The 25859-nt window shown below is 71.8% G+C and carries 21 protein-coding genes and 1 pseudogene; 15 read left to right on the plus strand and 7 right to left on the minus strand.

Annotated features, from left to right (window positions below; genetic code table 11):
- The 11 genes from OG299_RS23540 to OG299_RS23590 all read left to right on the plus strand — a co-directional run bounded on the left by OG299_RS23540 (window position 1) and on the right by OG299_RS23590 (window position 14359).
- Window positions 1-888, plus strand: a complete 888-nt coding sequence (locus OG299_RS23540; RefSeq protein WP_327362531.1) for a TatD family hydrolase — start codon at window positions 1-3, stop codon at window positions 886-888.
- 121 nt (window positions 889-1009) lie between these two features.
- On the plus strand, window positions 1010-2485 hold the full coding sequence (locus OG299_RS23545; RefSeq protein WP_327362532.1) for a resuscitation-promoting factor: 1476 nt from the start codon (window positions 1010-1012) through the stop codon (window positions 2483-2485).
- Entirely contained in the window at window positions 2482-3393 is a 912-nt protein-coding gene (gene rsmA / locus OG299_RS23550; protein ID WP_266628592.1) for a 16S rRNA (adenine(1518)-N(6)/adenine(1519)-N(6))-dimethyltransferase RsmA, read from the plus strand. The genes OG299_RS23545 and rsmA overlap by 4 nt, the downstream gene beginning before the upstream one ends.
- A complete protein-coding gene (locus tag OG299_RS23555) occupies window positions 3390-4310 on the plus strand; it encodes a 4-(cytidine 5'-diphospho)-2-C-methyl-D-erythritol kinase (RefSeq protein WP_327362533.1) in 921 nt (306 codons plus the stop codon). Before rsmA ends, OG299_RS23555 begins: the two co-directional genes overlap by 4 nt.
- A 128-nt stretch (window positions 4311-4438) precedes the next feature.
- Window positions 4439-5761: an acyltransferase family protein gene (locus OG299_RS23560; protein WP_327362534.1), complete on the plus strand. Its 1323-nt coding sequence runs from the start codon at window positions 4439-4441 to the stop codon at window positions 5759-5761.
- 54 nt (window positions 5762-5815) lie between these two features.
- A complete protein-coding gene (locus tag OG299_RS23565; protein WP_327362535.1) occupies window positions 5816-7612 on the plus strand; it encodes an ABC-F family ATP-binding cassette domain-containing protein in 1797 nt (598 codons plus the stop codon).
- A 166-nt stretch (window positions 7613-7778) separates the two neighbouring features.
- Complete coding sequence (locus OG299_RS23570; RefSeq protein WP_327362536.1) at window positions 7779-9434, plus strand: outer membrane protein assembly factor BamB family protein; 1656 nt, start codon at window positions 7779-7781, stop codon at window positions 9432-9434.
- A 41-nt stretch (window positions 9435-9475) separates the two neighbouring features.
- Window positions 9476-11215 (plus strand): outer membrane protein assembly factor BamB family protein, encoded by a 1740-nt coding sequence (locus OG299_RS23575; protein ID WP_327362537.1) that lies wholly within the window; start codon window positions 9476-9478, stop codon window positions 11213-11215.
- A 144-nt stretch (window positions 11216-11359) separates the two neighbouring features.
- Complete coding sequence (locus tag OG299_RS23580) at window positions 11360-12058, plus strand: response regulator transcription factor (RefSeq protein WP_266666338.1); 699 nt, start codon at window positions 11360-11362, stop codon at window positions 12056-12058.
- Window positions 12059-12153: 95 nt separating this feature from the next.
- A complete protein-coding gene (gene galE, locus OG299_RS23585) occupies window positions 12154-13101 on the plus strand; it encodes a UDP-glucose 4-epimerase GalE (protein ID WP_266628606.1) in 948 nt (315 codons plus the stop codon).
- Between the two features lie 493 nt (window positions 13102-13594).
- Window positions 13595-14359 (plus strand): response regulator transcription factor, encoded by a 765-nt coding sequence (locus OG299_RS23590; RefSeq protein WP_266628607.1) that lies wholly within the window; start codon window positions 13595-13597, stop codon window positions 14357-14359.
- On the opposite strand, the gene OG299_RS23595 is transcribed toward OG299_RS23590, so the two are convergent.
- Window positions 14318-14815, minus strand: a complete 498-nt coding sequence (locus OG299_RS23595; RefSeq protein WP_030297045.1) for a MarR family winged helix-turn-helix transcriptional regulator — start codon at window positions 14813-14815, stop codon at window positions 14318-14320. The two genes, OG299_RS23590 and OG299_RS23595, sit on opposite strands and share 42 nt — an antisense overlap.
- Before the next feature lie 175 nt (window positions 14816-14990).
- Here OG299_RS23595 and OG299_RS23600 point away from each other — a divergent pair, with 175 nt between their 5' ends.
- Both OG299_RS23600 and OG299_RS23605 read left to right on the plus strand, forming a co-directional pair.
- Window positions 14991-15848 carry a trans-aconitate 2-methyltransferase gene (locus OG299_RS23600; RefSeq protein ID WP_327362538.1) on the plus strand — a complete coding sequence of 286 codons (858 nt, stop codon included), beginning with the start codon at window positions 14991-14993 and terminating at the stop codon, window positions 15846-15848.
- A gap of 2 nt (window positions 15849-15850) precedes the next feature.
- Window positions 15851-16228 (plus strand): VOC family protein, encoded by a 378-nt coding sequence (locus OG299_RS23605; protein ID WP_266628609.1) that lies wholly within the window; start codon window positions 15851-15853, stop codon window positions 16226-16228.
- A 92-nt stretch (window positions 16229-16320) separates the two neighbouring features.
- On the opposite strand, the gene OG299_RS23610 is transcribed toward OG299_RS23605, so the two are convergent.
- Complete coding sequence (locus OG299_RS23610; RefSeq protein WP_030297040.1) at window positions 16321-16995, minus strand: TetR/AcrR family transcriptional regulator; 675 nt, start codon at window positions 16993-16995, stop codon at window positions 16321-16323.
- Complete coding sequence (locus OG299_RS23615) at window positions 16992-17978, minus strand: acyl-CoA desaturase (protein WP_327362539.1); 987 nt, start codon at window positions 17976-17978, stop codon at window positions 16992-16994. Before OG299_RS23615 ends, OG299_RS23610 begins: the two co-directional genes overlap by 4 nt.
- 383 nt (window positions 17979-18361) lie before the next feature.
- Here OG299_RS23615 and ppc point away from each other — a divergent pair, with 383 nt between their 5' ends.
- Window positions 18362-21127 carry a phosphoenolpyruvate carboxylase gene (gene ppc, locus OG299_RS23620; RefSeq protein WP_389870510.1) on the plus strand — a complete coding sequence of 922 codons (2766 nt, stop codon included), beginning with the start codon at window positions 18362-18364 and terminating at the stop codon, window positions 21125-21127.
- 102 nt (window positions 21128-21229) lie between these two features.
- A pseudogene (locus OG299_RS23625) lies at window positions 21230-21818 on the plus strand (Uma2 family endonuclease).
- Window positions 21819-21824: 6 nt separating this feature from the next.
- Here OG299_RS23625 and pth read toward each other — a convergent pair.
- The 4 genes from pth to glmU all read right to left on the minus strand — a co-directional run bounded on the left by pth (window position 21825) and on the right by glmU (window position 25837).
- Window positions 21825-22415 carry an aminoacyl-tRNA hydrolase gene (pth, locus tag OG299_RS23630; RefSeq protein WP_327362540.1) on the minus strand — a complete coding sequence of 197 codons (591 nt, stop codon included), beginning with the start codon at window positions 22413-22415 and terminating at the stop codon, window positions 21825-21827.
- A 90-nt stretch (window positions 22416-22505) separates the two neighbouring features.
- Window positions 22506-23090: a 50S ribosomal protein L25/general stress protein Ctc gene (locus OG299_RS23635; protein ID WP_266628613.1), complete on the minus strand. Its 585-nt coding sequence runs from the start codon at window positions 23088-23090 to the stop codon at window positions 22506-22508.
- A gap of 178 nt (window positions 23091-23268) precedes the next feature.
- A complete protein-coding gene (locus OG299_RS23640; RefSeq protein ID WP_030156542.1) occupies window positions 23269-24246 on the minus strand; it encodes a ribose-phosphate diphosphokinase in 978 nt (325 codons plus the stop codon).
- A 145-nt stretch (window positions 24247-24391) separates the two neighbouring features.
- Window positions 24392-25837 carry a bifunctional UDP-N-acetylglucosamine diphosphorylase/glucosamine-1-phosphate N-acetyltransferase GlmU gene (gene glmU / locus OG299_RS23645; RefSeq protein ID WP_327362541.1) on the minus strand — a complete coding sequence of 482 codons (1446 nt, stop codon included), beginning with the start codon at window positions 25835-25837 and terminating at the stop codon, window positions 24392-24394.
- Between the last annotated feature and the right edge of the window lie 22 nt (window positions 25838-25859).

Genomic DNA, 25859 nt, shown 5'->3' on the forward strand with positions numbered 1-25859 from the left:
ATGAGCACTGCCGCCAAGGACGCCACGAAGGACACCCCGCCGCCGCTGCCCGCACCCCTGCGGGTGGCGGTCGCCGATTCCCACACCCATCTGGACATGCAGGGCGGCACCGTCGAGGAAGGCCTCGCCAAGGCCGCCTCGGTCGGGGTGACCACCGTCGTCCAGGTGGGCTGCGACGTGAAGGGCTCCCGCTGGGCGGCCGAGACCGCCGCCGCGTACGAGAACGTCCACGCGGCCGTCGCCCTTCACCCGAACGAAGCGCCCCGCATCGTGCTCGGGGATCCCGACGGGTGGTCCCGCCAGGGCGCGCGGGCGGGCGGCGGCGAGGCCGCGCTCGACGAGGCGCTGGCCGAGATCGAGGAGCTCGCGAAGCTCGCCCACGTCAAGGCCGTCGGCGAGACCGGACTCGACTACTTCCGCACCGGTCCCGACGGCATGGCCGCGCAGGAGCGTTCCTTCCGCGCCCACATCGAGATCGCGAAGCGGCAGGGCAAGGCCCTGGTCATCCACGACCGGGAGGCCCACGCCGACGTCCTGCGCATCCTGCGCGAGGAGGGTGCGCCCGAGCGGACCGTCTTCCACTGCTACTCCGGGGACGCCGAGATGGCCCGCGCATGCGCCGCCGCCGGGTACTACATGTCCTTCGCCGGGACCGTGACGTTCAAGAACGCCCGGCCGCTGCGCGAAGCCCTCGCCGTGGCCCCGCTGGAGCTGGTGCTCGTCGAGACGGACGCCCCGTACCTCACCCCGGCGCCGTACCGCGGACGGCCCAACGCGCCGTACCTCATTCCGCTGACCGTACGGGCGATGGCGGCGGTACGGGGGATCGACGAAGACGCGATGGCCACCGCCCTGGCGGCGAACACGGCGCGCGCCTTCGCCTACTGAGGACCGCCGAGCCCGCAGAGACGGCCGACACGCTGGGTAGCCGCTCGACTTTGTCGAGTGACGGACGTCCGCTAGGGTGCCGTGCCCGAACCGATGGGGCCGGACCAGTGGAGCGAGCGTCGTGAGCGAGAGTTCTTTCACCGGGGCGTACGGGGACGAAGCCGCCCCGGACCCGGACCCGGCCGTGGTACCCGCCCCGCGCACCGGCGACCGGCGGGCCGCCCGGCGCCGCCGGATCGTCGAGGCCGGCCCCGTACCCGCGGCGCCGCCCGCCCCCACCGGGCGGCGCCGGGCCGCGCCCGCCGCGGGCGCGGAACTCCTGGCGCCCGCCGGACCCGGCACCGGGCGCCGCCGCAGCCCGGACCCCGGCCCGCCGCCCCCGGGCACCGGCGCAGCCGCCGGCCCCGGACGAGCCCCCGGCTTCGGCGCCGCCACCGGCATCCAAGCCGTCCCCGCCGGGACCGGCCGGCGGCGCCGTACCGCCCCCGCCACGACGGCCGCGGGGCGCGACAGCTGGCGGCGGATCGTCCCGCAGGCGCTCGTCGTCGCCTTCCTGGCCGGCGGCACCACGGCCTTCGTCGCCGCCGACAAATCGGTCCGCCTCACCGTGGACGGGGAGCCCCGGACGCTGCACACCTTCGCCGGCGACGTCGACGAGCTCCTCGCCGCCGAAGGGGTCGGCGTCGGCCCCCACGACCTCGTCGCCCCCGCCCGCACCGAAGCCCTCGACGACGGCGACGAGATCGTCGTGCGCTACGGCCGCCCCGTGCGCCTGACCCTCGACGGACAGAGCCGCCAGGTGTGGACCACGGCCGGCACCGTCGAGGGCGCGCTGCGCCAGTTCGGCGTCCGCGTCGAGGGCGCCTACCTCTCCGCCCCGCGCACCGCCCCCGTGCCCCGCGCCGGCCTCGCTCTCGCCGTCCGCACCGAACGCAGCGTCACCTTCATGTCGGACGGCCGCGAAAGCACCATCCGCACCAACGCGGCCACCGTCCGGGAGGCCCTCGGCCAGGCCGGGATCACCCTCCAGGGCCAGGACACCACCTCCGTCCCGCCCGACTCCTTCCCGCGCGACGGCCAGACCGTCACCGTGCTCCGCATCACCGGCACCCGCGAGGTCCGCGAGGAGCGCATCCCGTACGAGACCGAGCAGTCCGAGGACGCCGACCTGTTCGCCGGCACCGAGCTCGTCGAGCGGGCGGGCCGCCCCGGAGCGCGCCGGGTCACGTACGCCCTGCGCACGGTCAACGGGGTGCAGCAGAAGCCCCGCAAGATCGCCGAGGAGGTCGTCCGCGAGCCCGTCACCCAGCTGGTCAAGGTCGGCACGAAGCCGCTGCCGTCCTCCGTCTCCGGGGCGGACGGCCTCGACTGGGGGGCACTGGCCCAGTGCGAGTCCGGCGGCCGCCCCGCAGCCACCGACGCCTCGGGCACGTACGGCGGCCTGTACCAGTTCGACGTCCGCACCTGGCAGAGCCTCGGCGGCTCCGGACGCCCGCAGGACGCCCCGGGCGCGGAACAGACGTACCGGGCGAAGAAGCTCTACGTACAACGGGGCGCGACTCCGTGGCCCCACTGCGGCCGTAGGCTTTACCGGTGAGCACCGCAGAGCAGCAGCCCGAGCCTTCGACCAGCACGCCCCCCGACGCCCTTCTCGGACCGGCAGAGATCCGGGAACTGGCCGCCGTACTCGGCGTACGGCCGACGAAGCAGAAGGGCCAGAACTTCGTCATCGACGCCAACACGGTGCGCCGGATCGTGCGCACCGCCGAGGTGCGGCCCGACGACGTGGTCGTCGAGGTCGGCCCGGGGCTGGGGTCGCTGACGCTCGCGCTGCTGGAGGCCGCCGACCGGGTCATCGCCGTCGAGATCGACGACGTCCTGGCCGCGGCGCTGCCCGCCACCATCGAGGCGCGGATGCCCGCGCGCAAGGACCGCTTCGCGCTGGTGCACTCCGACGCGATGCTGGTCGAGGAGCTGCCGGGCCCGCCGCCGACCGCGCTCGTCGCGAACCTCCCGTACAACGTGGCCGTACCGGTGCTGCTGACCATGCTGGACCGCTTCCCGACCATCGAGCGCACGCTGGTGATGGTGCAGGCGGAGGTCGCCGACCGGCTGGCCGCCGAGCCGGGCAACAAGGTGTACGGGGTGCCCTCCGTCAAGGCGAACTGGTACGCGCACGTCAAGCGCGCCGGGTCCATCGGCCGCAAGGTCTTCTGGCCCGCGCCGAACGTGGACTCGGGCCTGGTGTCGCTGGTGCGGCGGGCCGAGCCGATCAAGACGACCGCCACGAAGGCGGAGGTCTTCGCCGTCGTGGACGCGGCCTTCGCGCAGCGCCGCAAGACGCTGCGCGCCGCGCTGGCCGGCTGGGCCGGCTCGGCGGCGGGCGCCGAGGCGGCGCTGGTCGCCGCCGGGATCTCCCCGCAGGCGCGCGGCGAGTCGCTGACGGTGGAGGAGTTCGCGGCGATCGCCGAGCACAAGCCCGCGCAGGAGAGGCCCGCGCTGTGAACCACGTCGAGAGCCGCCGGGCCGTGACCGTACGGGTCCCCGCGAAGGTCAACGTCCAGCTGGCGGTGGGCGCGGCGCGGCCGGACGGCTTCCACGACCTGGCCAACGTCTTCCTCGCGGTGTCGCTGTACGACGAGGTCACGGTCACCGAGGCCGATGCCCTGACCGTCAGCTGCACCGGACCCGACGCCGGCCAGGTCCCGCTGGACCGCACGAACCTCGCGGCGCGCGCCGCCGAGATCCTCGCGGCCCGGGCCGGGATCGAACCCGCCGTCCACCTCCACATCGCGAAGAACATCCCGGTCGCCGGCGGCATGGCGGGCGGCAGCGCGGACGGCGCGGCGGCCCTGCTGGCCTGCGACACCCTGTGGGGTCTGAACACCCCGCGTGCGCAGCTCCTCGACATCTGCGCGGAGCTCGGCAGCGACGTCCCCTTCAGCCTGGTCGGCGGGGCCGCGCTCGGCACCGGCCGCGGTGAGCTGCTCACCCCGGTCGAGGCGGGCACCTTCCACTGGGTGTTCGCGGTGGCCGACGGCGGCCTGTCCACCCCGGCGGTGTTCCGCGAGTTCGACCGCCTCGCGGAGGGTACGCAGATCCCGGAGCCCGATGCCTCCCCGGCGCTCCTGGCGGCCCTCGCCTCGGGCGACGCGGACGCGCTGGCGGCCACACTGGCCAACGACCTCCAGCCCGCGGCGCTCTCGCTGCGCCCGCAGCTGGCCGGGACGCTGGCGGCGGGCGCCGACGGCGGTGCGCTCGCCGCGCTGGTCTCGGGCTCGGGCCCCACGACGGCCTTCCTGTGCCGGGACGCGGAGTCGGCCGAGAAGGTGGCGGCGGCCCTCGAAGCCTCGGGCACCTGCCGCACGACCCGAGTGGCCGGCTCCCCGGCAGCGGGCGCAACGGTCCTTCACGAAGCCTGAGCCGGGGCTAGGCTGAGGCGGACAGCCGAGTGTGATGGCTCGGCTGACCGGGCAGCGCCGGCTACTCACTCCCGGGGTGAGTATCCGCGCCCTGTTGCGACGTCCGGTCGCACGGCAGCGTAAGCCGTATGACAGCCACCGCACGGGCCATGGCCGAGGCCACCCCCGCCGACCGCGACCGGTACGTCGACCTGCTGCGGGTCGCCTCGCTCGGGACCGTGCTCTTCGGGCACTGGCTGATGGCCGCCGTCAGCAGCGACGGCATAGGGAACCTGCTCGCCCTCGTCCCCGCGCTCCAGGTGCTCACCTGGGGCCTGCAGATCATGCCGGTGTTCTTCTTCGTCGGCGGGTTCTCGCACGCCCTGTCGTACCGGTCCCTGGCCAGGAAGGCCGAAGGGCGGCCCGTCTACGCCGCCTTCCTGCGGGCCCGGCTCCAGCGGCTGCTGCGCCCCACCCTCGTGTTCGTCCTCGTCTGGACCGCCGGGGCGCTGGCCGTGCAGCTCGCCGGCGGCGGGGACGGGCGGCTGACCGGGGCCGCCCTGCGGCTGGTCACCCAGCCGCTGTGGTTCATCGGGATCTACCTCGCCATGGTCGCCTTCACCCCGGCCCTCCTGGCGCTCCACCAGCGGTGGGGCTGGGGGGCGTTCGCCCTCCTCGCCGGGTCCGCGGCCGCCGTCGACGTGCTCCGCTTCGCGCTCGCCGTTCCGTACGTCGAGTTCCTGAACTTCGCCTTCGTCTGGCTCGCCGTGCACCAGCTCGGCTTCCTGCGCGCCGACGGCCGGATCACCCGCCCCGGCCTGCTCGCCGCCGCCGGGCTCACCGGCGCGGTACTGCTCGTCGCGTACGGCCCGTACCCGCTGTCCATGGTCGGGATGCCCGGCGAGAAGGTCTCCAACATGGCCCCGCCCACCCTCGCCCTGCTGGCGCACGGGATGTGGCTCGTCGGCGCCGTGCAGCTGCTCGCGGCCCCCGCCACCGCCTGGCTCGCCCGCCCCCGCGTCTGGCGCACGGTCGTCGCCGCCAACGGCATCGCCATGACCGCCTTCCTCTGGCACCTCACCGCCATGCTCGCCGTCTACGCGGCCCAGCTCGCGCTCGGCATCGCGCTCCCCGTGCCCGCCTCCGCCGCCTGGTGGGCCCAGGTGCCGCTGCGGCTGCTCGCCGCCGCCGGGCTGACCGCCGTACTCGTCGCCCTCTTCCGCAGGTTCGAAGCCCCGGTGCGCACCGGGGCCGAGCCCGGCAGCGGGCCGCTGGCCGCCCTCGGCACCACCCTGTGCCTGCTCGGCATCCTCGGCCTGTCCACGACCGGGCTCGGCGGCCTCCTCGAAGGCCACAGCGCCACCCTGATCGCCCTTCCGGTCACGGCGCCCGCCGCGATCGCCATGGCGCTGGGCGGCTGGCTCCTGGTGGAACGTTCCGGAGCGGCCCGGAGCGTTAGGCTGGGGGGCTGATCCACACCCTCCCCCGGGACCCGTCCGGGGGGACCCCCACCTGGAGCGCTCCTGATGGCCGTCAATCTGGTCAATGTCGAGGCAGTCGGCAAGGTGTACGGAACCCGTGCCCTGCTCGACGGCATCTCCCTCGGCGTGTCCGAGGGGGACCGGATCGGTGTCGTGGGCCGCAACGGCGACGGCAAGACCACCCTCATCCGCATGCTCGCCAAGCTCGAGGAGCCCGACACCGGCCGGGTCACCCAGAGCGGCGGCCTGCGCATGGGCGTGCTCACCCAGCACGACTCCCTCGACCCCTCGGCGACCATCCGGCACGAGATCATCCGGGACATGGCCGACCACGAGTGGGCCGGCAACGCCAAGATCCGCGACGTGCTGACCGGACTCTTCGGCGGCCTCGACCTCCCCGGCTTCGGCCAGGGCCTCGACACCGTCATCGGCCCGCTCTCCGGCGGTGAGCGCCGCCGCATCGCGCTCGCCCAACTGCTCATCGCCGACCAGGACCTGCTCGTCCTCGACGAGCCCACCAACCACCTCGACGTCGAGGGCATCTCCTGGTTGGCCAAGCACCTCCAGGAACGCCGCTCCGCGCTCGTCTGCGTCACCCACGACCGCTGGTTCCTCGACCAGGTCTGCACCCGCATGTGGGACGTGCAGCGCGGCGCCGTGTTCGAGTACGAGGGCGGCTACAGCGACTACGTCTTCGCCCGCGCCGAGCGCGACCGCATCGCCGCCACGGAGGAGTCCAAGCGGCAGAACCTGATGCGCAAGGAGCTGGCCTGGCTGCGCCGCGGCGCCCCCGCCCGGACCTCCAAGCCGCGCTACCGCATCGAGGCGGCCAACGAGCTCATCGCCGACGTGCCGCCGCCGCGCGACAAGTCCGAGCTGATGAAGTTCGCCAACGCCCGCCTCGGCAAGACCGTCTTCGACCTGGAGAACGTCACCGTCCAGGCCGGGCCGAAGACCCTGCTCAAGCACCTCACCTGGCACCTCGGCCCCGGCGACCGCGTCGGCCTCGTCGGCGTCAACGGCGCGGGCAAGACCTCCCTGCTGCGCGCGCTCGCGGAGGCGGCCCGCACCCAGGGCGACGTCCAGCCGGCCGCCGGCAGCGTCACCGTCGGCAAGACGGTCAAGCTGGCGTACCTCTCCCAGGAGGTCGGCGAACTCGACCCGTCCCTGCGGGTCCTGGAGGCGGTGCAGCGCGTACGCGACCGCGTCGACCTCGGCAAGGGCCGCGAGATGACGGCCGGTCAGCTGTGCGAGCAGTTCGGTTTCACCAAGGAGAAGCAGTGGACGCCCGTCGGCGACCTCTCCGGCGGTGAGCGGCGCCGGCTGCAGATCCTGCGCCTGCTGATGGACGAGCCCAACGTGCTCTTCCTCGACGAGCCCACCAACGACCTCGACATCGAGACCCTCACCCAGCTCGAGGACCTCCTCGACGGCTGGCCGGGCTCGATGATCGTGATCTCCCACGACCGGTTCTTCATCGAGCGCACCACCGACACGGTGATGGCGCTGCTGGGCGACGCCAGCCTGCGGATGCTGCCGCGCGGTCTCGACGAGTACCTGGAGCGCCGGCAGAAGATGATCGAGGCGGCCGCCCCGGCGCCCGCCCCGGCCGCCGCCAAGTCGACTGCCTCGGGCGACTCGCGCGCGGCGAAGAAGGAGCTCGCGAAGATCGAGCGCCAGCTCAACAAGATGGCGGACCGCGAGACGAATCTGCACGCCCAGATCGCCGAGAACGCGACCGATTTCGACAAGGTCGCGAAGCTCGACGCGGAGCTGCGCGAACTCATCTCGGACCGCGACGAGTTGGAGATGCGCTGGCTCGAGCTGGCCGAGGACGCCTAGGGGTGTCGTGGATGTGGCCGTCCTTCGCGGTCAACTGACCTGATAACGGCGTTGTCACGGGCCGGTCCTCCCTTGGGAACAGGGGCTGGACCGGCCCGATGTATGAGCGCTGTCAGTGATAGAAAGGTCATCCCCCTACGCCACCCGACGCCGAAGGTATGCGCTGATGACCGAGCCGCCCCAGCCGCCGAACCAGCCGCCCACACCTTCCGGTTACGGCCACCTGCCCGGCCCGCCGCAGTCCGGGTCCGGGTACGGGTACCCGCAGCAGGGCGACAACCCGTACGCCCAGCAGCCCCCGACGCAGCCGATGCACCCGATGCAGCCCCCGCCGCCGATGCCGCAGCAGGGCTACCTCCCGCCGCCGCCCGGGCCGCCGACCGCCGCGATGCAGCAGGCCGGGGGCGCGGCGCCCAAGAAGAAGACGGCCGTGGTCATCGCCGCAGCCGCCGCCGGCGTACTCGTCCTCGGTACCGGCGGCTACTTCGCCTTCGCCGGCAGCAGCGGCGAGGACCCGAAGAAGCCCGTCGCGCAGAGCTCCGCCCCGACCGACGCCAAGCCCTCCGCCGACGTGGACAAGGGCGACGGCAGCGGCAGCGGCTCCAAGGCGGGCGAGGACCTCAACGCCGGCCGCAAGCAGGGCGAGGACAAGGCCCTCTGGCTCAGGACCGCCAAGATCGACGGCCCCGGCATGGGCGTGGAGTCCGCCGGCCAGTGGATCGTCGGCGACACCGTCGTCAAGAGCGTCTGGAAGAACCTCACCGCCTACGGGGCCACCGACGGCAAGGAGAAGTGGACGCTCGCGTTCCCCACTCCTATCTGCTCCGTCACCCGGCAGACCACCGCCGAGGGCAAGACCGTCGTCATGTTCAAGGACGGCGACGGCGACCGCGCCACCTGCAACCAGATGAAGCTGGTCGACCTCAAGGCGGGCAAGGAAGGCTGGACGAAGGAGGTCCCCAAGGAGGGCCTCTTCGACATCATGACCAGCCCCAGCCTGGGCATCACCGGCGACACCGTCGCCGTCAGCCGCAGTGGCACCGCCAGCGCCTTCAAGGTCAGCACCGGCGACAAGCTCTTCGGCAGCGCCACCGCCGAGGGCTGCAAGCCCGACTCGTACGTCGTCAACAACGGCAAGATGGTCGCCGTCTCCACCTGCTACGACGACGACCTCTCCAGCGAGGTGTCGGCCGCCGACCCCGTCACCGGCAAGAAGAGCTGGACCTTCAAACTGCCCGCGAAGTACAAGGTCGCCGCCATCTACTCGCTGGACCCCCTCGTCCTCGACATCGGCAACCAGGACAAGAAGGAACGCGCCATCGTGGTCATCGGACCCGACGGCAAGCAGACCGCCACCGTCAGCGGCGAGGGCAGCTTCGCCACCGAGTGCGACGGCGGCCTCTTCCGCTCCGTCGAGGTCTGCTCCACCACCGCCGTGGACGCGAACACCCTCTACATGCCGACCGTCGCCGCATCCGGCAAGGCCAACGAGATCGTCGCCTTCGACCTGGGCACCGGCAAGGTCAAGTGGCGCACCCCCGCCGGCGACGGCCGCACCCTCACCCCGATCGGGGCCGCGAACGGCCAGCTGCTCGCCTACCGCAAGGCCACCTCCGACCAGGGCGGCGAGGTCGTCTCGATCCCGGCCGCAGGCGGCACGCCCACCGCGCTGCTGCGCAACCCGTCGGGATCCTCCGCTCCCGTCGAGAGCAGCTTCTACACCCCGAAGGTCGACTACGTGGACGGGCGGCTGTTCATCTCCCAAACCCGCCTTCTCGCCCAGGGCAAGGACGAGAAGCTCCTGATGGTCTTCGGCAAGTGAACGAGTCCACCGAGCCGCCCACCGAGAGGCAGTAGCAAGCCATGAGTACCCCGCCGCCCCCCAACCAGCCGCCCGCCGGCGGCTTCGGAGCGCCGCAGGATCCCCACCCCGGGGGCTTCGGCGCGCCGCAGCCGGGCCCGCCCGTACCGCCGGCGCCCCCGCAGCAGCCGCCCGTACCGCCCACCATGCCGGCCACGCCGGCCGTGCCCCCGCAAGGGCAGCCGGCCTACGGCTATCCGCAGCAGGGCTACGGCTACCCGCAGCAGCAGCCGGCCCCCGATGCCGGCGCCCCGCCGCAGTTCGGCGCGCCCACGGCCCCCATGCAGGCGGCCCGGCCCCCGGCCCCGGGCGGCGGCAACGCAAAGCGCACCCAGCTGATGATCGTCGGCGCGGCCGTCGTGGCCGTCTCCCTGATCGTCGGAGCCGGCTTCTGGTCCGTCTCCGGCGACGACGGCGACGGCAAGCAGCCCACCCCGAACGGCAGCCAGAGCACCAAGGCGCAGGCCGGCACGCCCGGTTCGGAGAAGGCGCCCGCCAACGTCAAGTCGAAGCCGCTGTTCAACCAGCCGAGCCCGACCCCGGAAGATGTCGTCAACGTCGAGGGCTCCTGGCTCACCGACTCCACCTACGTCAAGTCCGACGTGGCGAAGGTCGTCGGCTACAACACCGTCGACGGCGGCAAGAAGTGGGAGATCCCCTTCCCGGGCGAGCTCTGCGGCGCGACCAAGCACGTCAGCGACAACAAGACGGCGGTCCTCTTCCGGCCGGCGAAGCCCACGCCCGAGGTCAAGTACCCGGCGTGCACCGAGGTCGGCGTCATCGACCTGAACGCGGGCAAGCTCCTGTGGTCCGGCAACGCCAAGGGCGCCACCACCGGCGACAAGCCCGCCCTCTTCGACGAGGTCACGATCAGCGGCCAGACCGTCGCCGCGGGCGGCACCAGCGGCGGCGCCGCCTGGAACCTCGCCGACGGCAAGTCCCTGTGGACGCCCAAGACCGATGGCGAGGGCTGCTACGACAGCGGCTACGCCGGCGGCGAGGCCCTCGGCGTGATCCGCAAGTGCGGCCGCGGCGACAACCAGACGCTGTACGCCCAGACCCTGGATCCGGCCACCGGCGCGCAGACGGCCTCGTACAAGCTCTCCCCGGGCATCGAGTGGGCGTCGATCGTCTCCACGAAGCCCCTCATCGTCGCCGCCGACGTCGGCAAGGCCGCCAAGAACGCCTCCGGCGTCAGCGACCTCTTCGTCGTCGACCCCAAGGGCGAGCTGAAGGCACGCATCTCGCTCGCCTCCGGCAACTTCGGCGGCAAGTGCAACGGCACCGACGTCGAGAAGTGCCACGGCTTCGTGGTCGGCAACGGCAAGCTCTACCTGCCCTCGATCGAGCACCAGGGCAAGGAGTCGGGCGGCGACACCAACGAGCTGCTCTCCTTCGACCTGGAGACCGGCAAGGAGACCACCGACCGCGCCGACGCGGGCGAGAAGTACACCCTGTTCCCGCTCCGCATGGACGGGTCGAACGTCATCGCGTACAAGGAGCCCCCTTACGACAAGGGCGGCCAGATCGTCAGCATCGACGGTACGACGATGAAGGAGACCGTCCTCATGGAGAACCCGGCCGAGAAGGCCAGCCGGACCGCCGAGACCGGTTACTCGCCCGACTACTCCGAATACCGCTACCACAACGGCAAGCTCTTCATCTCCCGGACCATGGCCAGGAAGCCGTACTCCGACAAGGGCGACCCCGAGTACCTGTTCGTCTCCTTCAGCGCCAGCTGATCCCCGGCCGATCCCGGCCGGTCCCCGCAGACGGCTCGAGCCCCCGGAAGGTCCGCCTTCCGGGGGCTTCTGCGCGGTAACCGCCGCGCACCGTCGAACAAGCGTGTAGCTTGCCGGGGCAGAAGGGTCGGGGGTGGGTGCGCGATGGGCGTACGGGTCATGGTGCTCGACGAGCACCGGCTGCTGGCCGAGGCGCTGGCCTCGGCTCTCAAGCTGCGCGGGCACCGGGTGCTGGCCGCGGCCGCCCCGGCCGCGGGCGCCGCCGAGCTGGTCATCAGCCGGGCGCCGGAGGTCTGCCTGCTGGGCACCGCCACGCCCGCGGAGCCGGGGGTCTTCGAGCCGGTCGTCCGCATCAAGCGGGAGCGGCCGCAGATCGCCGTCGTCGTCCTCGGCCCGGTGCCGAGCCCGCGCGGGATCGCGGCCGCCTTCGCCGCCGGCGCCTCGGGGTACGTACGCCACGACGAGCGGATCGAAGGCGTGGAGCGGGCGCTGGCCAAGGCGCGCGCCGGGGAGGTCGCGATCTCCCCGCAGCTGCTCCAGGGGGCCTTCGCGGAGCTGCTCAACCCCGCCGCCCAGCCCGACGACGAGGGCAGCCGGCTGCTGCGGCTGCTGACGCCGCGCGAGGTGGAGGTGCTGGTCCGGGTCGCCGAGGGCGAGGACACCCGGCTCATCGCCGCGGGCATGGAGATCGCACCGAGCACCGCCCGTACGCATGTCCAGCGGGTGCTGATGAAACTGGGCGTCGGCTCCCGGCTGGAGGCGGCCGCGCTGGCCGCCCGGACCGGTCTGCTGGACCGGGCGGGGCCGGTGCCGGTGGCCGCCGATTTCCCCGGAGGCCCGTAATCCGGTAAGCCAGTGACCGGCATGTGCACGCACCCCGCGTGCATCCCCCTGCGAGAGGCAGTAGGCGAGTGAGCAAGACGGCGTCATCTAAGTACATGGTCACCGGCGGCGCCGGATACGTCGGCAGCGTCGTCGCGGCGCACCTTCTGGAGGCCGGGCACGAGGTCACGGTCCTCGACGACCTCTCCACCGGCTTCCGCGAGGGAGTCCCGGCGGGCGCGGCCTTCATCGAGGGCCGGATCCAGGACGCCGACCGTTACCTGGACGCTTCCTACGACGCGGTGCTGCACTTCGCGGCGTCCTCGCAGGTCGGCGAGTCCGTCGTCAATCCGGGCAAGTACTGGGAGAACAACGTCGGCGGCACGCTCGCCCTGCTCGCCGCGATGCGCGGGGCCGGGGTGCGCAAGCTGGTGTTCTCCTCCACCGCCGCCACCTACGGCGAGCCCACCGAGGGCCTGCTCACCGAGGAATCGGTCACCAAGCCCACCAACCCGTACGGCGCCTCGAAGCTGGCCGTCGACCACATGATCGCGGGGGAGTGCGCGGCGCACGGCGTCGCGGCGGTCTCGCTGCGCTACTTCAACGTGGCGGGCGCGTACGGGGAGTTCGGCGAGCGGCACGACCCCGAGACCCACCTGATCCCGCTGGTGCTCCAGGTCGCGCTGGGCGAGCGGGAGTCGATCTCGGTGTTCGGCGAGGACTACCCGACCCCGGACGGCACCTGCGTCCGCGACTACATCCACGTGGCCGACCTGGCGGAGGCCCACCTGGCCGCCCTGGAGGCCGCCACCGCGGGCGAGCACCTGATCTGCAACCTCGGCAACGGCAACGGCTTCTCGGTCCGCGAGGTCGTCGAGACGGTCCGCAAGGTCACGGGCGCGGAGATCCCCGAGGTCGTCGCCCCGCGCCGGGCCGGCGACCCGGCGGTGCTCGTCGCCTCGGCGCGCGCCGCCCACGAGAAGCTCGGCTGGACCCCGGCCCGCTCGGACCTCACCGGCATCATCACGGACGCCTGGAACTTCACGCGCAAGCACCGTTCCTGACTCCTTGCCGCACCCGCTCACCGCGCCCCCCGCACCCGACGGTGCGGGGGGCGCGGCGCGTGGGGCGGCGTGCGCAGGGAGCGCGAGCGCGCGGGTCGGCGCCGTGGGCGGGCGCGGTGCGCGGGCGCCCGGCGTGTACACGCCGGGTGAAATGCCCTCCGTGCAACTGCCCGTGGCACACGCCGGTCGGAAACCGCCTTCCAGACCTTCCGGACCGTCGAATTCAGGCCACCCCGCACCGCGTTCGTCACTGCCCAGCCGGAAAATCGCTCGGAAAACTTCTGCTATTCGGCCAACCGCGAGCCGTGACCCGTTCTACGCTGATGCGTGACGCCGGTGGGGGCCGGTGTTGATTCAGGGGTCGAGACACGCCGGGTACGGCGTCCGGTCCGGGGTAGTGCAGAGATGTCTCGGCGGCGGCCGCGGCAGCTGCGGATCACCCGGTCCGGGCGCCGTACCCGCAGTCGTCCGTTCCCCGACCCTTGGGGGTTTTGTGGTTCGCATCCGGGTTCTCGTGGTCGACGATCACCGCATCTTCGCCGAATCGCTCGCAGCCGCGCTCGCGGCCGAGCCCGACGTGGACGTGTCCGCGGCCGGCAGCGGCCCCGCCGCGCTGCGCTGCCTCGAACGGGCGGTGGCCGAGGGCCGCCGCTTCGACGTCCTGCTGGTCGACGCCGATCTCGGCGCCGCCGCCGGGGCCGTGCCCGCCCAGCGCGAATCGGGCTCCGGGCCACCGCCCGGCGCGGACGGGATCGCGCTGGTCGCCGGGGTGCGGGTGTCCCACCCCGGGGTCCGCACCGTCGTGCTCGCCGAGCGCGACGACCCGCGCCGGGCCGCGCTCGCCCTGCAGGCAGGGGCTTCCGGCTGGGTGGCGAAGGACTGCTCGCTCTCGCGGCTGCTCGCCGTCATCCGCGGGGTCCTGCGCGAGGAGACCCACCTCCCGCCCGCGCTGCTCACCGGAGTACTCCGCGAACTGACCGCTGCGCGCAAGCACCGTACGGACAGCGAGCGGCTCGTCGAGTCCCTCACGCCGCGGGAGCACGAGGTGCTGCGCTGCATGGTGGCGGGGCTGGGCCGCAAGGACGTGGCGGCGCGGCTGTTCCTGTCCCCGCACACCGTCCGCACGCACATGCAGAACGTGCTGGGCAAGCTCGGAGTGCACTCCACGCTGGCGGCGGTGGCACTGGCCCGGCGGGCCGGGGTGCGGCCGGCCGATCTAGCCGGGGATGTTGTCGAACGGAGCGGTCAACTGGCGTAGCAGCGCCGCGAGGTCGCCGCGCTGGGCCTGGGAGAGCTGGGCGAGGATCGCCCGCTCCTGGGCCAGCAGGCCGGCCAGGGCCTGGTCGGCGCGGTCGCGGCCCTCCGGTGTGAGGCGGACCAGCACCCCCCGCCGGTCGTTGGGGTCGGGCAGCCGCTCGACGAGGCCCTTCTTCGCGAGCCGGTCGATGCGGTTCGTCATGGTGCCGGAGGTGACCAGCGTCTGCGTCAGCAGCTGGCCGGGCGAGAGCTGGTAGGGCGCGCCGGCGCGGCGCAGCGACGTCAGGACGTCGAACTCCCAGGGCTCCAGGCCGTGCTCGGAGAAGGCGAGCCTGCGGGCGCGGTCGAGGTGCCGGGCGAGCCTGCTGACGCGGCTCAGCACTTCGAGCGGTTCCACGTCGAGGTCAGGGCGCTCCCGCCGCCATGCCGCGACCAATCGGTCGACCTCGTCCTCCATGCCGATCAGTGTAAGGGGTCTGTCGACGTGAAGTCTCTTCAAATCGAGGATCTCGGCCATGGATATCTCGAGATCGGGAATCTTGACGTCAAGATATATTTTGGGCGACGATGGGCATGGAGGGGGCCGGAACGGCTTCCGCTTCCGCCCGCCCCGCCAGTAGGGAGGCTCGAACATGCATTCCGATATCGCGTCGGCAAGGATCCCCACGGCCACCACCCACGCCGCGCCCACCTGGGACCCCCAGCAATACCTCCGGCACGCCGGACACCGAACCCGCCCCTTCCTCGACCTCCTGAACCGGATACCCGAACTCCCCACCCGCCCCGCCCGCATCGCCGACCTCGGCTGCGGCCCCGGCAACGTCACCGCGCTGCTCGCCGAACGCTGGCCCGAGGCCCACATCACCGGCTTCGACCTCTCCCCCGAAATGCTCCGGCGCGCCACCGACGAGTACGCGGGCAAGACCGCCGGCGGCGGCAGCCTCGACTTCCACCACGGAGACCTCGCGAGCTGGCTCCCCGAGGAGCCGTACGACCTGATCGTCTCCAACGCCGCCCTCCAGTGGGTCCCGAGCCACCCCGGCTCCTTCGCCGCCTGGATCAACGGACTGCGCCCCGGCGGCACCTTCGCCCTCCAGATCCCCGGCAACTTCACCGCCCCCAGCCACGCCCTGCTCGCCGAGCTGTGCGACACCCCGCGCTGGCGGGGCCGGCTCGCCGGCCACGGCGCCCGCTACATCCACCTCCTCGAACCCGCCGAGTACCTGGCCCGGTTCACCGAGCTGGGCTGCGCCGTCGACACCTGGGAGACGACGTACCACCAGCTGCTGTCCGGCTCCGACCCGGTGCTCGACTGGGTCAAGGGAACCGCCCTGCGGCCCGTCCTGACCGCCCTCGGGAACGACCGGGGCGCCGTGGACGCCTTCCTCGCCGAGTACCGCGACCTGCTGCGCGAGGCCTACCCGCCCGGCCCGCGCGGCACGGTCTTCCCGTTCCGCCGCATCTTCGCCGTCGCCCGCAAGGAGCTCTGACCGTGCTGACCGCAGTCGACCACGTCCAACTCGCCGCGCCCCCCGGCTCGGAGGACCGGCTCCGCGCGTACTACACCCACGTCCTCGGCATGGCCGAGGTCCCCAAACCGCCCGTCCTCGCCGCCCGCGGAGGCTGCTGGTTCGCCGCCGGGCCGGTGCAGCTGCACCTGGGCGTCGAGGAGGACTTCCGGCCCGCCCGCAAGGCGCACCCGGGGCTGCGGGTGACCGGGATCGAGGCGTACGCGCGCAGACTGGAGGAACGGGGCGCCGAGGTCGTCTGGGACGACAACCTGCCGGGGCACCGCCGCTTCTACTCCGAGGACCCCGTCGGCAACCGGATCGAGTTCTTGGAAGCGCGCGGCCCGGAGCCCCTGGCCTGACCTCCGCCGGGCACGGTGCAACGCGACGGCGCCCCGCCACCGGATCTCCGGTGACGGGGCGCCGTCGCGTCGTACCCACCGCGGCCGCGGGCTCAGCTCTTGCGGTGGCCCACCAGCCGCGGCTTCGACTCCAGCCCGTCCAGCCCGTGCCAGGCCAGGTTGACCAGGTGCGCCGCGACCTCCGCCTTCTTCGGCCGGCGCACGTCCAGCCACCACTGCCCGGTCAGCGCGACCATCCCGACCAGCGCCTGCGCGTACAGCGGGGCCAGCTTCGGGTCGAACCCGCGCGCCTTGAACTCCAGCCCCAGGATGTCCTCGACCTGCGTGGCGATGTCGCTGATCAGCGAGGCGAACGTACCCGTCGACTGGGCGACCGGGGAGTCCCGGACGAGGATCCGGAAGCCGTCCGTGTACGACTCGATGTAGTCCAGCAGCGCGAACGCGGCCTGCTCCAGCAGCTCCCGCGGATGCCCGGCCGTCAGCGCGCCCGTCACCCCGTCCAGCAGCTGGCGCATCTCCCGGTCCACGACGACCGCGTACAGGCCCTCCTTGCCCCCGAAGTGCTCGTACACCACCGGCTTGGACACCCCGGCCTTCGCCGCGATCTCCTCCACCGACGTGCCCTCGAAGCCCTTCTCGGCGAACAAGGCGCGGCCGATGTCCAGCAGTTGCTGACGCCGTTCGGCGCCCGTCATCCGGACCCGGCGGCCGCGCCGGGGCTTGTCGCTGCTGGAACTGCTGCCGTCGATCGCCACGTCCCCCATCATGCCGCGTTCGACGCGTTTTCCCTGCGCCGGGCATCGATGCGGTCCCTGGACGGCCAGCGCACGTCCGTCGCCCAGCCGGCCAGCTCGAACCAGCGGATCAGCCGGGCGCTGGAGTCGACCTGGCCGCGCAGGACGCCGTGCCGGGCCGACGTCGGGTCCGCGTGGTGCAGGTTGTGCCAGGACTCCCCGCACGAGAGCACCGCCAGCCACCACACGTTGCCGGAGCGGTCCCGCGACTTGAACGGCCGCTTGCCCACCGCGTGGCAGATCGAATTGATCGACCACGTCACGTGGTGCAGCAGCGCCACGCGCACGAGGGAGCCCCAGAAGAACGCCGTGAACGCACCCCACCACGACATCGTCACCAGGCCGCCGACCAGCGGCGGGATCGCCAGCGAGACGATCGTCCACAGGACGAAGTCACGCGAGATCCGCCGGATCGCCGGGTCCTTGACCAGGTCCGGGGCGTACTTCTGCTGGTTGGTCTGCTCCTCGTCGAAGAGCCATCCGATGTGCGCCCACCACAGCCCCTTCATCAGCGCCGGGACCGTCTCCCCGAACCGCCACGGCGAATGCGGGTCGCCCTCGTGGTCGGAGAACTTGTGGTGCTTGCGGTGGTCGGCCACCCAGCGCACCAGCGGCCCCTCCACCGCCATCGAACCCATCACGGCCAGCACGATCCGCAGCGGCCGCTTCGCCTTGAAGGAACCGTGCGTGAAGTACCGGTGGAAGCCGATGGTGATGCCGTGGCAGGCCAGGAAGTACATGAACACCATCAGGCCGAGATCCAGCCAGCTCACCCCCCAGCCCCAGACCAGCGGAATCGCCGCCAGCAGCGCCAGGAAGGGAACGGCGATGAACAGCAGCAGCGCGATCTGCTCGACGGACCGTTTGCTCTCGCCTCCGAGGGTCGCGGAGGGCGCGGGGGAATCGGAATCGGAGGTCGCGGAGGCGTCCTCGATCAGCTCGGGACTGGTGGTCATGAGGGTCCCCTGGGGGGTGAGGAATCGGCAGGCGCCCTGGGCGCCTGCCCCGGCTACGGACGCGTAACCTACGGCATCGTAAGTATGGCAAAGCCGCGGCCGGGGACAAGGGGAGCACGGCGGGCCCGGGGCGCTCGAAACGGCGCCCGCCCTGGCCCGCGCGCCGCCTGGTGAGACGTTTAGCGGGCCGCGAGCCGATGACACCTATCCTGGTGTCGTCGGACAGCGCGGTCCGCACGGGCAGCCGAGCTGCGCATCAGGTGGGGGACACCCCCGGGGCCCCCTCCCAGCCGTGGCTGGGGGAGGAATTCCGGGACGCACACCCCCGCGCACCCCGGAGCCCACCTCCCAGTAGCGCTCGAACACTGCAAGGAGCCGCACCTGTGAGCAGTGCTGACCAGGCCTCCTCCACCCCGGCCAAGGCCCAGGCCACCGCCGTCGCCGCCAACGCAGAGCTGCGGGCGGACATCCGCCGCCTCGGCGACCTCCTCGGCGAGACCCTCGTCCGCCAGGAAGGCCAAGACCTCCTCGACCTCGTCGAACAAGTGCGCGCCCTGACGCGCACCGACGGCGAAGCCGCCGCCGCACTGCTCGGCGACACCGACCTGGAGACCGCCGCCAAGCTCGTACGGGCCTTCTCCACCTACTTCCACCTGGCCAACGTCACCGAACAGGTGCACCGCGGCAAGGAGCTGCGCGCCCACCGGGCCGCCGAGGGCGGGCTGCTCGCCCGGACCGCCGACATGCTCAAGGACGCCGATCCCGAACACCTGCGCGAGACGGTCCGGAACCTCAACGTCCGACCCGTCTTCACCGCACACCCCACCGAGGCGGCCCGCCGCAGCGTCCTCAACAAGCTGCGCCGCATCGCCGCCCTCCTCGAAGAGCCCGTCTCCGGCGCCGGCGAACGCCGCCGCCACGACCTGCGGCTCGCCGAGAACATCGACCTCGTGTGGCAGACCGACGAGCTCCGCGTCGTGCGGCCCGAACCCGCCGACGAGGCCCGCAACGCCATCTACTACCTCGACGAGCTGCACGCCGGCGCCGTCGGGGACGTACTCGAGGACCTCGCCGCGGAACTCCAGCGCGTCGGCGTCGAGCTGCCCGCGGGCACCCGCCCGCTCACGTTCGGCACCTGGATCGGCGGCGACCGCGACGGCAACCCCAACGTCACCCCCGACGTCACCCGCGACGTCCTGATCCTCCAGCACGAGCACGGCATCACCGACGCCCTCGAACTCGTCGACTACCTGCGCGGACTGCTGTCGAACTCCATCCGCTACACCGGCGCCACCGAGGAGCTCCTCTCCTCCCTCCAGGCCGACCTGGAGCGCCTCCCCGAGATCAGCCCGCGCTACAAGCGGCTGAACGCGGAGGAGCCGTACCGCCTCAAGGCCACCTGCATCCGGCAGAAGCTCGTCAACACGCGCGAGCGCCTCGCCAAGGGCACCCTCCACGAGGAAGGCCGCGACTACCTCGGCACCGCCGAGCTCCTCACCGACCTCACCCTCGTCCAGACCTCCCTGCGCGAACACCGCGGCGCCCTCTTCGCCGACGGCCGCATGGACCGCACCATCCGCACGCTGGCCGCCTTCGGCCTCCAGCTCGCCACCATGGACGTCCGCGAACACGCCGACGCCCACCACCACGCCCTCGGCCAGCTCTTCGACCGCCTCGGCGAGGAGTCGTGGCGCTACGCCGACATGCCGCGCGACTACCGGCAGAAGCTCCTCGCCAAGGAGCTGCGCTCCCGCCGCCCGCTGGCGCCCACCCCGGCACCGCTGGACGCCGCCGGCCACAAGACCCTCGGCGTCTTCTTCGCCATCAAGGACGCCTTCGAGAAGTTCGGCCCCGAAGTCATCGAGTCCTACATCATCTCGATGTGCCAGGGCGCCGACGACGTCTTCGCCGCCGCCGTCCTGGCCCGCGAAGCCGGCCTCATCGACCTCCACGCCGGCTGGGCCAAGATCGGCATCGTCCCGCTCCTGGAGACCACCGACGAGCTCAAGGCCGCTGACGTCATCCTCGACGCCATGCTCGCCGACCCCTCCTACCGGCGCCTCGTCTCCCTGCGCGGCGACGTCCAGGAGGTCATGCTCGGCTACTCCGACTCCAGCAAGTTCGGCGGCATCACCACCAGCCAGTGGGAGATCCACCGGGCCCAGCGCCGCCTGCGCGACGTCGCCCACCGCTACGGGGTGCGCCTGCGCCTCTTCCACGGCCGCGGCGGCACCGTCGGCCGCGGCGGCGGCCCCTCCCACGACGCGATCCTCGCGCAGCCCTGGGGCACCCTCGAGGGCGAGATCAAGGTCACCGAGCAGGGCGAGGTCATCTCCGACAAGTACCTCGTACCGTCCCTGGCCCGCGAGAACCTCGAGCTGACCGTCGCGGCGACCCTGCAGGCCTCCGCCCTGCACACCGCCCCCCGCCAGTCCGAGGACGACCTCGCCCGCTGGGACGCGGCCATGGACACCGTCTCCGACGCCGCCCACACCGCGTACCGCGAGCTCGTCGAGGACCCGGACCTGCCGTCGTACTTCTTCGCCGCCACCCCGGTCGACCAGCTCGCCGACCTCCACCTCGGCTCCCGGCCCTCACGCCGCCCCGACTCCGGCGCCGGCCTCGACGGCCTGCGCGCCATCCCGTGGGTCTTCGGCTGGACCCAGTCCCGCCAGATCGTCCCCGGCTGGTACGGAGTCGGCTCGGGCCTCAAGGCCCTGCGCGAGGCCGGCGGCGAAGCCGCCCTCGCCGAGATGGGCGAGCGCTGGCACTTCTTCCGCAACTTCCTCTCCAACGTCGAGATGACGCTGGCCAAGACGGACCTGCGGATCGCCCGCCACTACGTCGACACCCTCGTCCCCGACGACCTCAAGCACGTCTTCGCCCGTATCGAGGCCGAGCACGAGCTCACCGTCCGCGAGGTCCTGCGCATCACCGGCGGCCACAAGCTCCTGGACTCCAACCCGGTCCTCCAGCAGACCTTCGCCGTCCGCGACGCCTACCTGGACCCGATCTCCTACCTCCAGGTCTCCCTGCTGGCCCGCCAGCGCGCGGCCGCCGCCCGCGGCGAAGACCCCGACCCGCTGCTGGCCCGAGCCCTGCTGCTCACGGTCAACGGCGTGGCCGCGGGCCTGCGCAACACCGGCTGACGCCGCCGGGTATCCGTGTCCGTCACCCTTTGTGATGACGGACACGGATACCGGCCGCTACCGTGGACGTCCAGGACCGCAATCCCGTCCATGGGAGCAACCATGACTGCCGAGCCCGTACACGACTGGTCGAGGCCTCCGTTGGACGGGTACACGGTGGACGACCTGCTGACGCTGCCGGACCTCCCGCGACACACCGAGCTGATCGACGGGAGCCTGGTCTTCGTGAGCCCGCAACGCTCCATCCACTCTGATCTGATCGACTTCCTTGTCACCCGGCTGCGGCTGACCGCCCCCCCGGCACACGAAGGTCGCGCGAGAGATGACCGTGGTGATCGACAAGCGCAACGGGCCCGAACCGGACATCTCAGTCGTGCGGCGAGAAGCCTGTACGAGTCCCAGGCAGACCCACTTCTATGCCGCCGACGTCCTGCTCGCAGTCGAGGTGGTCTCGCCCGAGTCCGAAGCCCGGGACACCGAAACGAAACTGCACAAGTATGCCGCTGCCGGCCTCCCGAACTACTGGATCGTCAAGATCGAGGGCGACGAAGCGGTCGAACCGGTCGTGTACCTCTATGAGCTGGACCCCCACACACGTGCCTACGTCTGCAAGGGGATCCACACCAAGCCGTTCAGCGTCGACCGGCCCTTCGCCGCCGAAATCGACTTCGACGGGCTCGACGAGATGTAGCGGCGGTCAGGAGTTGTACGTGGACTGGGCCCGCTCCAGGCCCTCCGCGATCAGACACTCCACGGAGTCGGCGGCCCGGTCCACGAACCAGTCCAGCTCCTTGCGCTCCGTCGACGAGAAGTCCTTCAGCACGAAGTCCGCGACCTGCATACGGCCCGGCGGACGGCCGATGCCGCACCGCACCCGGTGGTACTCCGCACCCATCGACTTCGTCATCGACTTCAGGCCGTTGTGCCCGTTGTCCCCGCCGCCCAGCTTCAGCCGCAGCGTCGGATAGTCGATGTCCAGCTCGTCGTGGACCGCCACGATCCGGTCCACCGGCACCTTGTAGAAATCGCGCAGCGCCGTCACCGGTCCGCCCGACAGGTTCATGAACGACATGGGCTTCGCCAGCACCACCCGGCGGTTCGCCGGACCCGGAGGACCCATCCGGCCCTCCACCACCTGCGCCCGCGCCTTGTGCGCCTTGAACTTCCCGCGCATCCGCTCGGCCAGCAGGTCCACCACCATGAACCCGATGTTGTGGCGGTTGCCCGCGTACTCCGCACCGGGGTTACCGAGGCCGACGATCAGCCACGGCGCCGCGTCGTCCGACATCCATGCTCCTTAACGAGGACGACCGCCGTCCCGCTCCCAGTGGAGCCGGACGGCGGTCGATCAGCAAGTGCTGAGGGGGAAAGGCGAGGCTCAGGCCTCTGCACCCTCGGCGGCCTCGGCGGTCGGCTCCTCGGCCTGCGGGGCGACGACCTGCAGGACGGCGGTGTCGCCGTCGACGGCCAGCGTGGTGCCGGCCGGCAGGACCAGGTCCTTGGCGTGGATGGAGGCACCGGCCTCGAGGCCCGCGATGGAGACGGTGACCTCGGTCGGGATGTGGGTGGCCTCGGCCTCGACCGTGATGGTGTTGAGGAGGGTCTCCAGCATGTTGCTGCCGGCGGCCAGCTCGCCCTCGGTGACGACGGCGACCTCGACGGTGACCTTCTCGCCCTTCTTGACGATCAGGAAGTCGACGTGGGAGATCGAGCGCTTCAGGGGGTGCTTCTGCACGGCCTTCGGGATGACCAGCTCGGTACCTTCGCCCGCGATGTCCAGGGAGAGCAGGACGTTCGGGGTACGCAGCGCCAGCGCCAGGGCGTGGCCCTCGACGTTGACGTGCTTCGGCTCGTTGCCGTGGCCGTAGATGACGCCGGGAACCATGGCGTCGCGACGGGCCTGGCGGGCAGAGCCCTTGCCGAAGGTGTTGCGGAGCTGGGCGGAAATCTTGACCTCGGACATGCGCACTCCTCGTGGGGTGACGGAAAGGGACAGCGGTCACCCGGCCTGAACGGCCTGCTACGAAGAGCGCGTCGATAACGGAGCGCCGACACCGAAAAGGTGCGGCCTCCCTCGCCGAGCAACTCGTAGAGTCTACCCGGCGCGGAGGCCGCACCCAAAAGGATCTCTGTACTGCCGGTTACTGCTGCTCTTCGAACAGGCTCGTGACCGAACCGTCCTCGAAGACCTCGCGCACGGCGCGCGCGACCATCGGGGCGATCGACAGGACCGTGATCTTGTCGAGCTCCAGGTCGGACGGGTCCGGCAGGGTGTTCGTGAAGATGAACTCGCTGACCTTCGAGTTCTTCAGACGGTCCGCAGCCGGCCCCGACAGGATGCCGTGCGTGGCCGTCACGATCACGTCCTCCGCACCGTGCGCGAACAGCGCATCGGCAGCGGCGCAGATCGTGCCACCCGTGTCGATCATGTCGTCGACCAGGACGCAGACGCGGCCGCGGACCTCGCCGACGACCTCGTGGACCGTCACCTGGTTCGCGACGTCCTTGTCACGGCGCTTGTGCACGATCGCCAGCGGCGCGTCCAGACGGTCGCACCAGCGGTCGGCGACGCGCACGCGGCCGGCGTCCGGGGAGACGATCGTCAGCTTCGAACGGTCCACCTTCGCGCCCACGTAGTCCGCGAGGACCGGCAGCGCCGACAGGTGGTCCACCGGGCCGTCGAAGAAGCCCTGGATCTGGTCGGTGTGCAGGTCGACCGTGAGGATGCGGTCCGCACCCGCCGTCTTCAGCAGATCGGCGACCAGGCGGGCCGAGATCGGCTCGCGGCCCTTGTGCTTCTTGTCCTGGCGGGCGTACCCGTAGGACGGGATGATCACGGTGATGGAGCGAGCCGACGCGCGCTTCAGCGCGTCGATCATGATCAGCTGCTCCATGATCCACTTGTTGATCGGAGCCGTGTGGCTCTGGATCAGGAAGCAGTCCGCGCCACGAGCCGACTCCTGGAAGCGAACGTAGATCTCACCGTTCGCGAAGTCGAAAGCCTTGGTCGGCACGAGGGCAACGCCCAGCTGATGCGCAACCTCCTCGGCCAGCTCGGGGTGGGCGCGGCCGGAGAAGAGCATCAGCTTCTTCTCGCCGGTCGTCTTGATCCCGGTCACAGCACAGTCTCCTCAGACGTGTTGAAAGCTGCTCGCCCCCGTGTGCGTCCGTCCCGCACACGGTGAGCCAGCCGAATTGCGTGCACGTATCACGGTACGCCCTGCCGGGCCTACCTGTTTCCGGTCAGTTCACCTCAACGAGGCCTCAACGGGGGTCGGAGTCCTCCTGGACCGCCGACTGGGCCGCCGTCGCCGCAGCGCTTCCCGGACGCTTGCGGGCCACCCAGCCCTCGATATTCCGCTGCTGACCACGGGCCACCGCCAGCGCACCCGGCGGGACGTCCTTCGTGATCACCGATCCGGCGGCCGTGTACGCGCCGTCCCCGATCGTGACGGGCGCCACAAACATGTTGTCCGAACCCGTCTTGCAATGTGAGCCGACGGTGGTGTGGTGCTTGTGCTCGCCGTCGTAGTTCACGAACACGCTCGCCGCGCCGATGTTCGTGTACTCGCCGATCGTCGCGTCACCCACGTACGACAGGTGCGGCACCTTCGTGCCCTCGCCGATCGTCGCGTTCTTCATCTCGACGTACGTGCCGGCCTTCGCCTTCACGCCCAGGTTCGTACCCGGGCGCAGGTACGCGTACGGGCCGACGGACGCCGACTCGCCGATCACCGCCGTGTCCGCCACCGTGTTGTCCACGCGGGCCCGCGGGCCCACCTGTGTGTCCTTGAGCCGCGTGTTCGGCCCGACCTCGGCGCCCTCGGCGACGTGCGTCGCGCCGAGCAGCTGCGTACCCGGGTGGATCAGGGAGTCCTGCCCGAACGTCACCGTCACGTCCACGAACGTGCTCGCCGGGTCGACCACCGTCACGCCCGCGAGCATCGCCTGCTCCAGCAGACGTGCGTTCAGCAGGGCGCGGGCCTCGGCGAGCTGTACGCGGTTGTTGATCCCCAGGATCTGGCGGTGGTCGGCGCCGACCGCCGCGCCGACACGGTGACCGGCCTCGCGCAGGATGCCGAGGACGTCGGTGAGGTACTCCTCGCCCTGGCTGTTGTCCGTACGCACCTTGCCGAGGGCGTCGGCGAGCAGAGCGCCGTCGAAGGCGAAGACCCCGGAGTTGATCTCCCGGATCGCGCGCTGGGAGTCGGTGGCGTCCTTGTGCTCGACGATGGCGGTGACGGCCCCGTCCGCGCCGCGGATGATCCGGCCGTAGCCGGTGGAGTCCGGCACCTCGGCGGTGAGCACGGTGACGGCGTTGCCGTCGGCCTCGTGCGTCCGCGCGAGCTGCTCGAGCGTCTCGCCGGTCAGCAGGGGGGTGTCGCCGCAGACGACGACCACGGTGCCGGACTGCCGGCCGCCGAGCTCCTCGAGGGCCATGCGGACGGCGTGCCCGGTGCCGTTCTGCTCGTACTGGACGGCGGTGCGGACTGCGGCGTCGATCTCGGCGAGGTGCGCGGTGACCTGCTCGCGGGCGTGGCCGACGACGACCACGAGGTGTTCGGGGTCCAGCTCGCGCGAGGCGGCGACGACGTGGCCCACGAGCGAGCGCCCGCAGATCTCGTGCAGAACCTTGGGAGTGGCCGACTTCATGCGGGTGCCTTCACCCGCTGCGAGTACGACGACGGCTGCCGGGCGGTTGGCGCTCACGGGTGTGCCCTTCGGCTTCGGG

Source organism: Streptomyces sp. NBC_01296 (genome assembly GCF_035984415.1).
In the GTDB taxonomy this organism is placed as follows: Bacteria; Actinomycetota; Actinomycetes; order Streptomycetales; family Streptomycetaceae; genus Streptomyces.

Coding starts and splice junctions, on each gene's coding strand:
- OG299_RS23540 (WP_327362531.1), top strand. CDS start 1: ATGAGCACTGCCGCCAAGGACGCCACGAAGGACACCCCGCCGCCGCTG.
- OG299_RS23560 (WP_327362534.1), top strand. CDS start 4,439: ATGACAGCCACCGCACGGGCCATGGCCGAGGCCACCCCCGCCGACCGC.
- OG299_RS23565 (WP_327362535.1), top strand. CDS start 5,816: ATGGCCGTCAATCTGGTCAATGTCGAGGCAGTCGGCAAGGTGTACGGA.
- OG299_RS23570 (WP_327362536.1), top strand. CDS start 7,779: ATGACCGAGCCGCCCCAGCCGCCGAACCAGCCGCCCACACCTTCCGGT.
- OG299_RS23575 (WP_327362537.1), top strand. CDS start 9,476: ATGAGTACCCCGCCGCCCCCCAACCAGCCGCCCGCCGGCGGCTTCGGA.
- OG299_RS23580 (WP_266666338.1), top strand. CDS start 11,360: ATGGGCGTACGGGTCATGGTGCTCGACGAGCACCGGCTGCTGGCCGAG.
- galE (WP_266628606.1), top strand. CDS start 12,154: ATGGTCACCGGCGGCGCCGGATACGTCGGCAGCGTCGTCGCGGCGCAC.
- OG299_RS23595 (WP_030297045.1), bottom strand. CDS start 14,815: ATGGAGGACGAGGTCGACCGATTGGTCGCGGCATGGCGGCGGGAGCGC.
- OG299_RS23600 (WP_327362538.1), top strand. CDS start 14,991: ATGCATTCCGATATCGCGTCGGCAAGGATCCCCACGGCCACCACCCAC.
- OG299_RS23610 (WP_030297040.1), bottom strand. CDS start 16,995: ATGATGGGGGACGTGGCGATCGACGGCAGCAGTTCCAGCAGCGACAAG.
- OG299_RS23615 (WP_327362539.1), bottom strand. CDS start 17,978: ATGACCACCAGTCCCGAGCTGATCGAGGACGCCTCCGCGACCTCCGAT.
- pth (WP_327362540.1), bottom strand. CDS start 22,415: ATGTCGGACGACGCGGCGCCGTGGCTGATCGTCGGCCTCGGTAACCCC.
- OG299_RS23635 (WP_266628613.1), bottom strand. CDS start 23,090: ATGTCCGAGGTCAAGATTTCCGCCCAGCTCCGCAACACCTTCGGCAAG.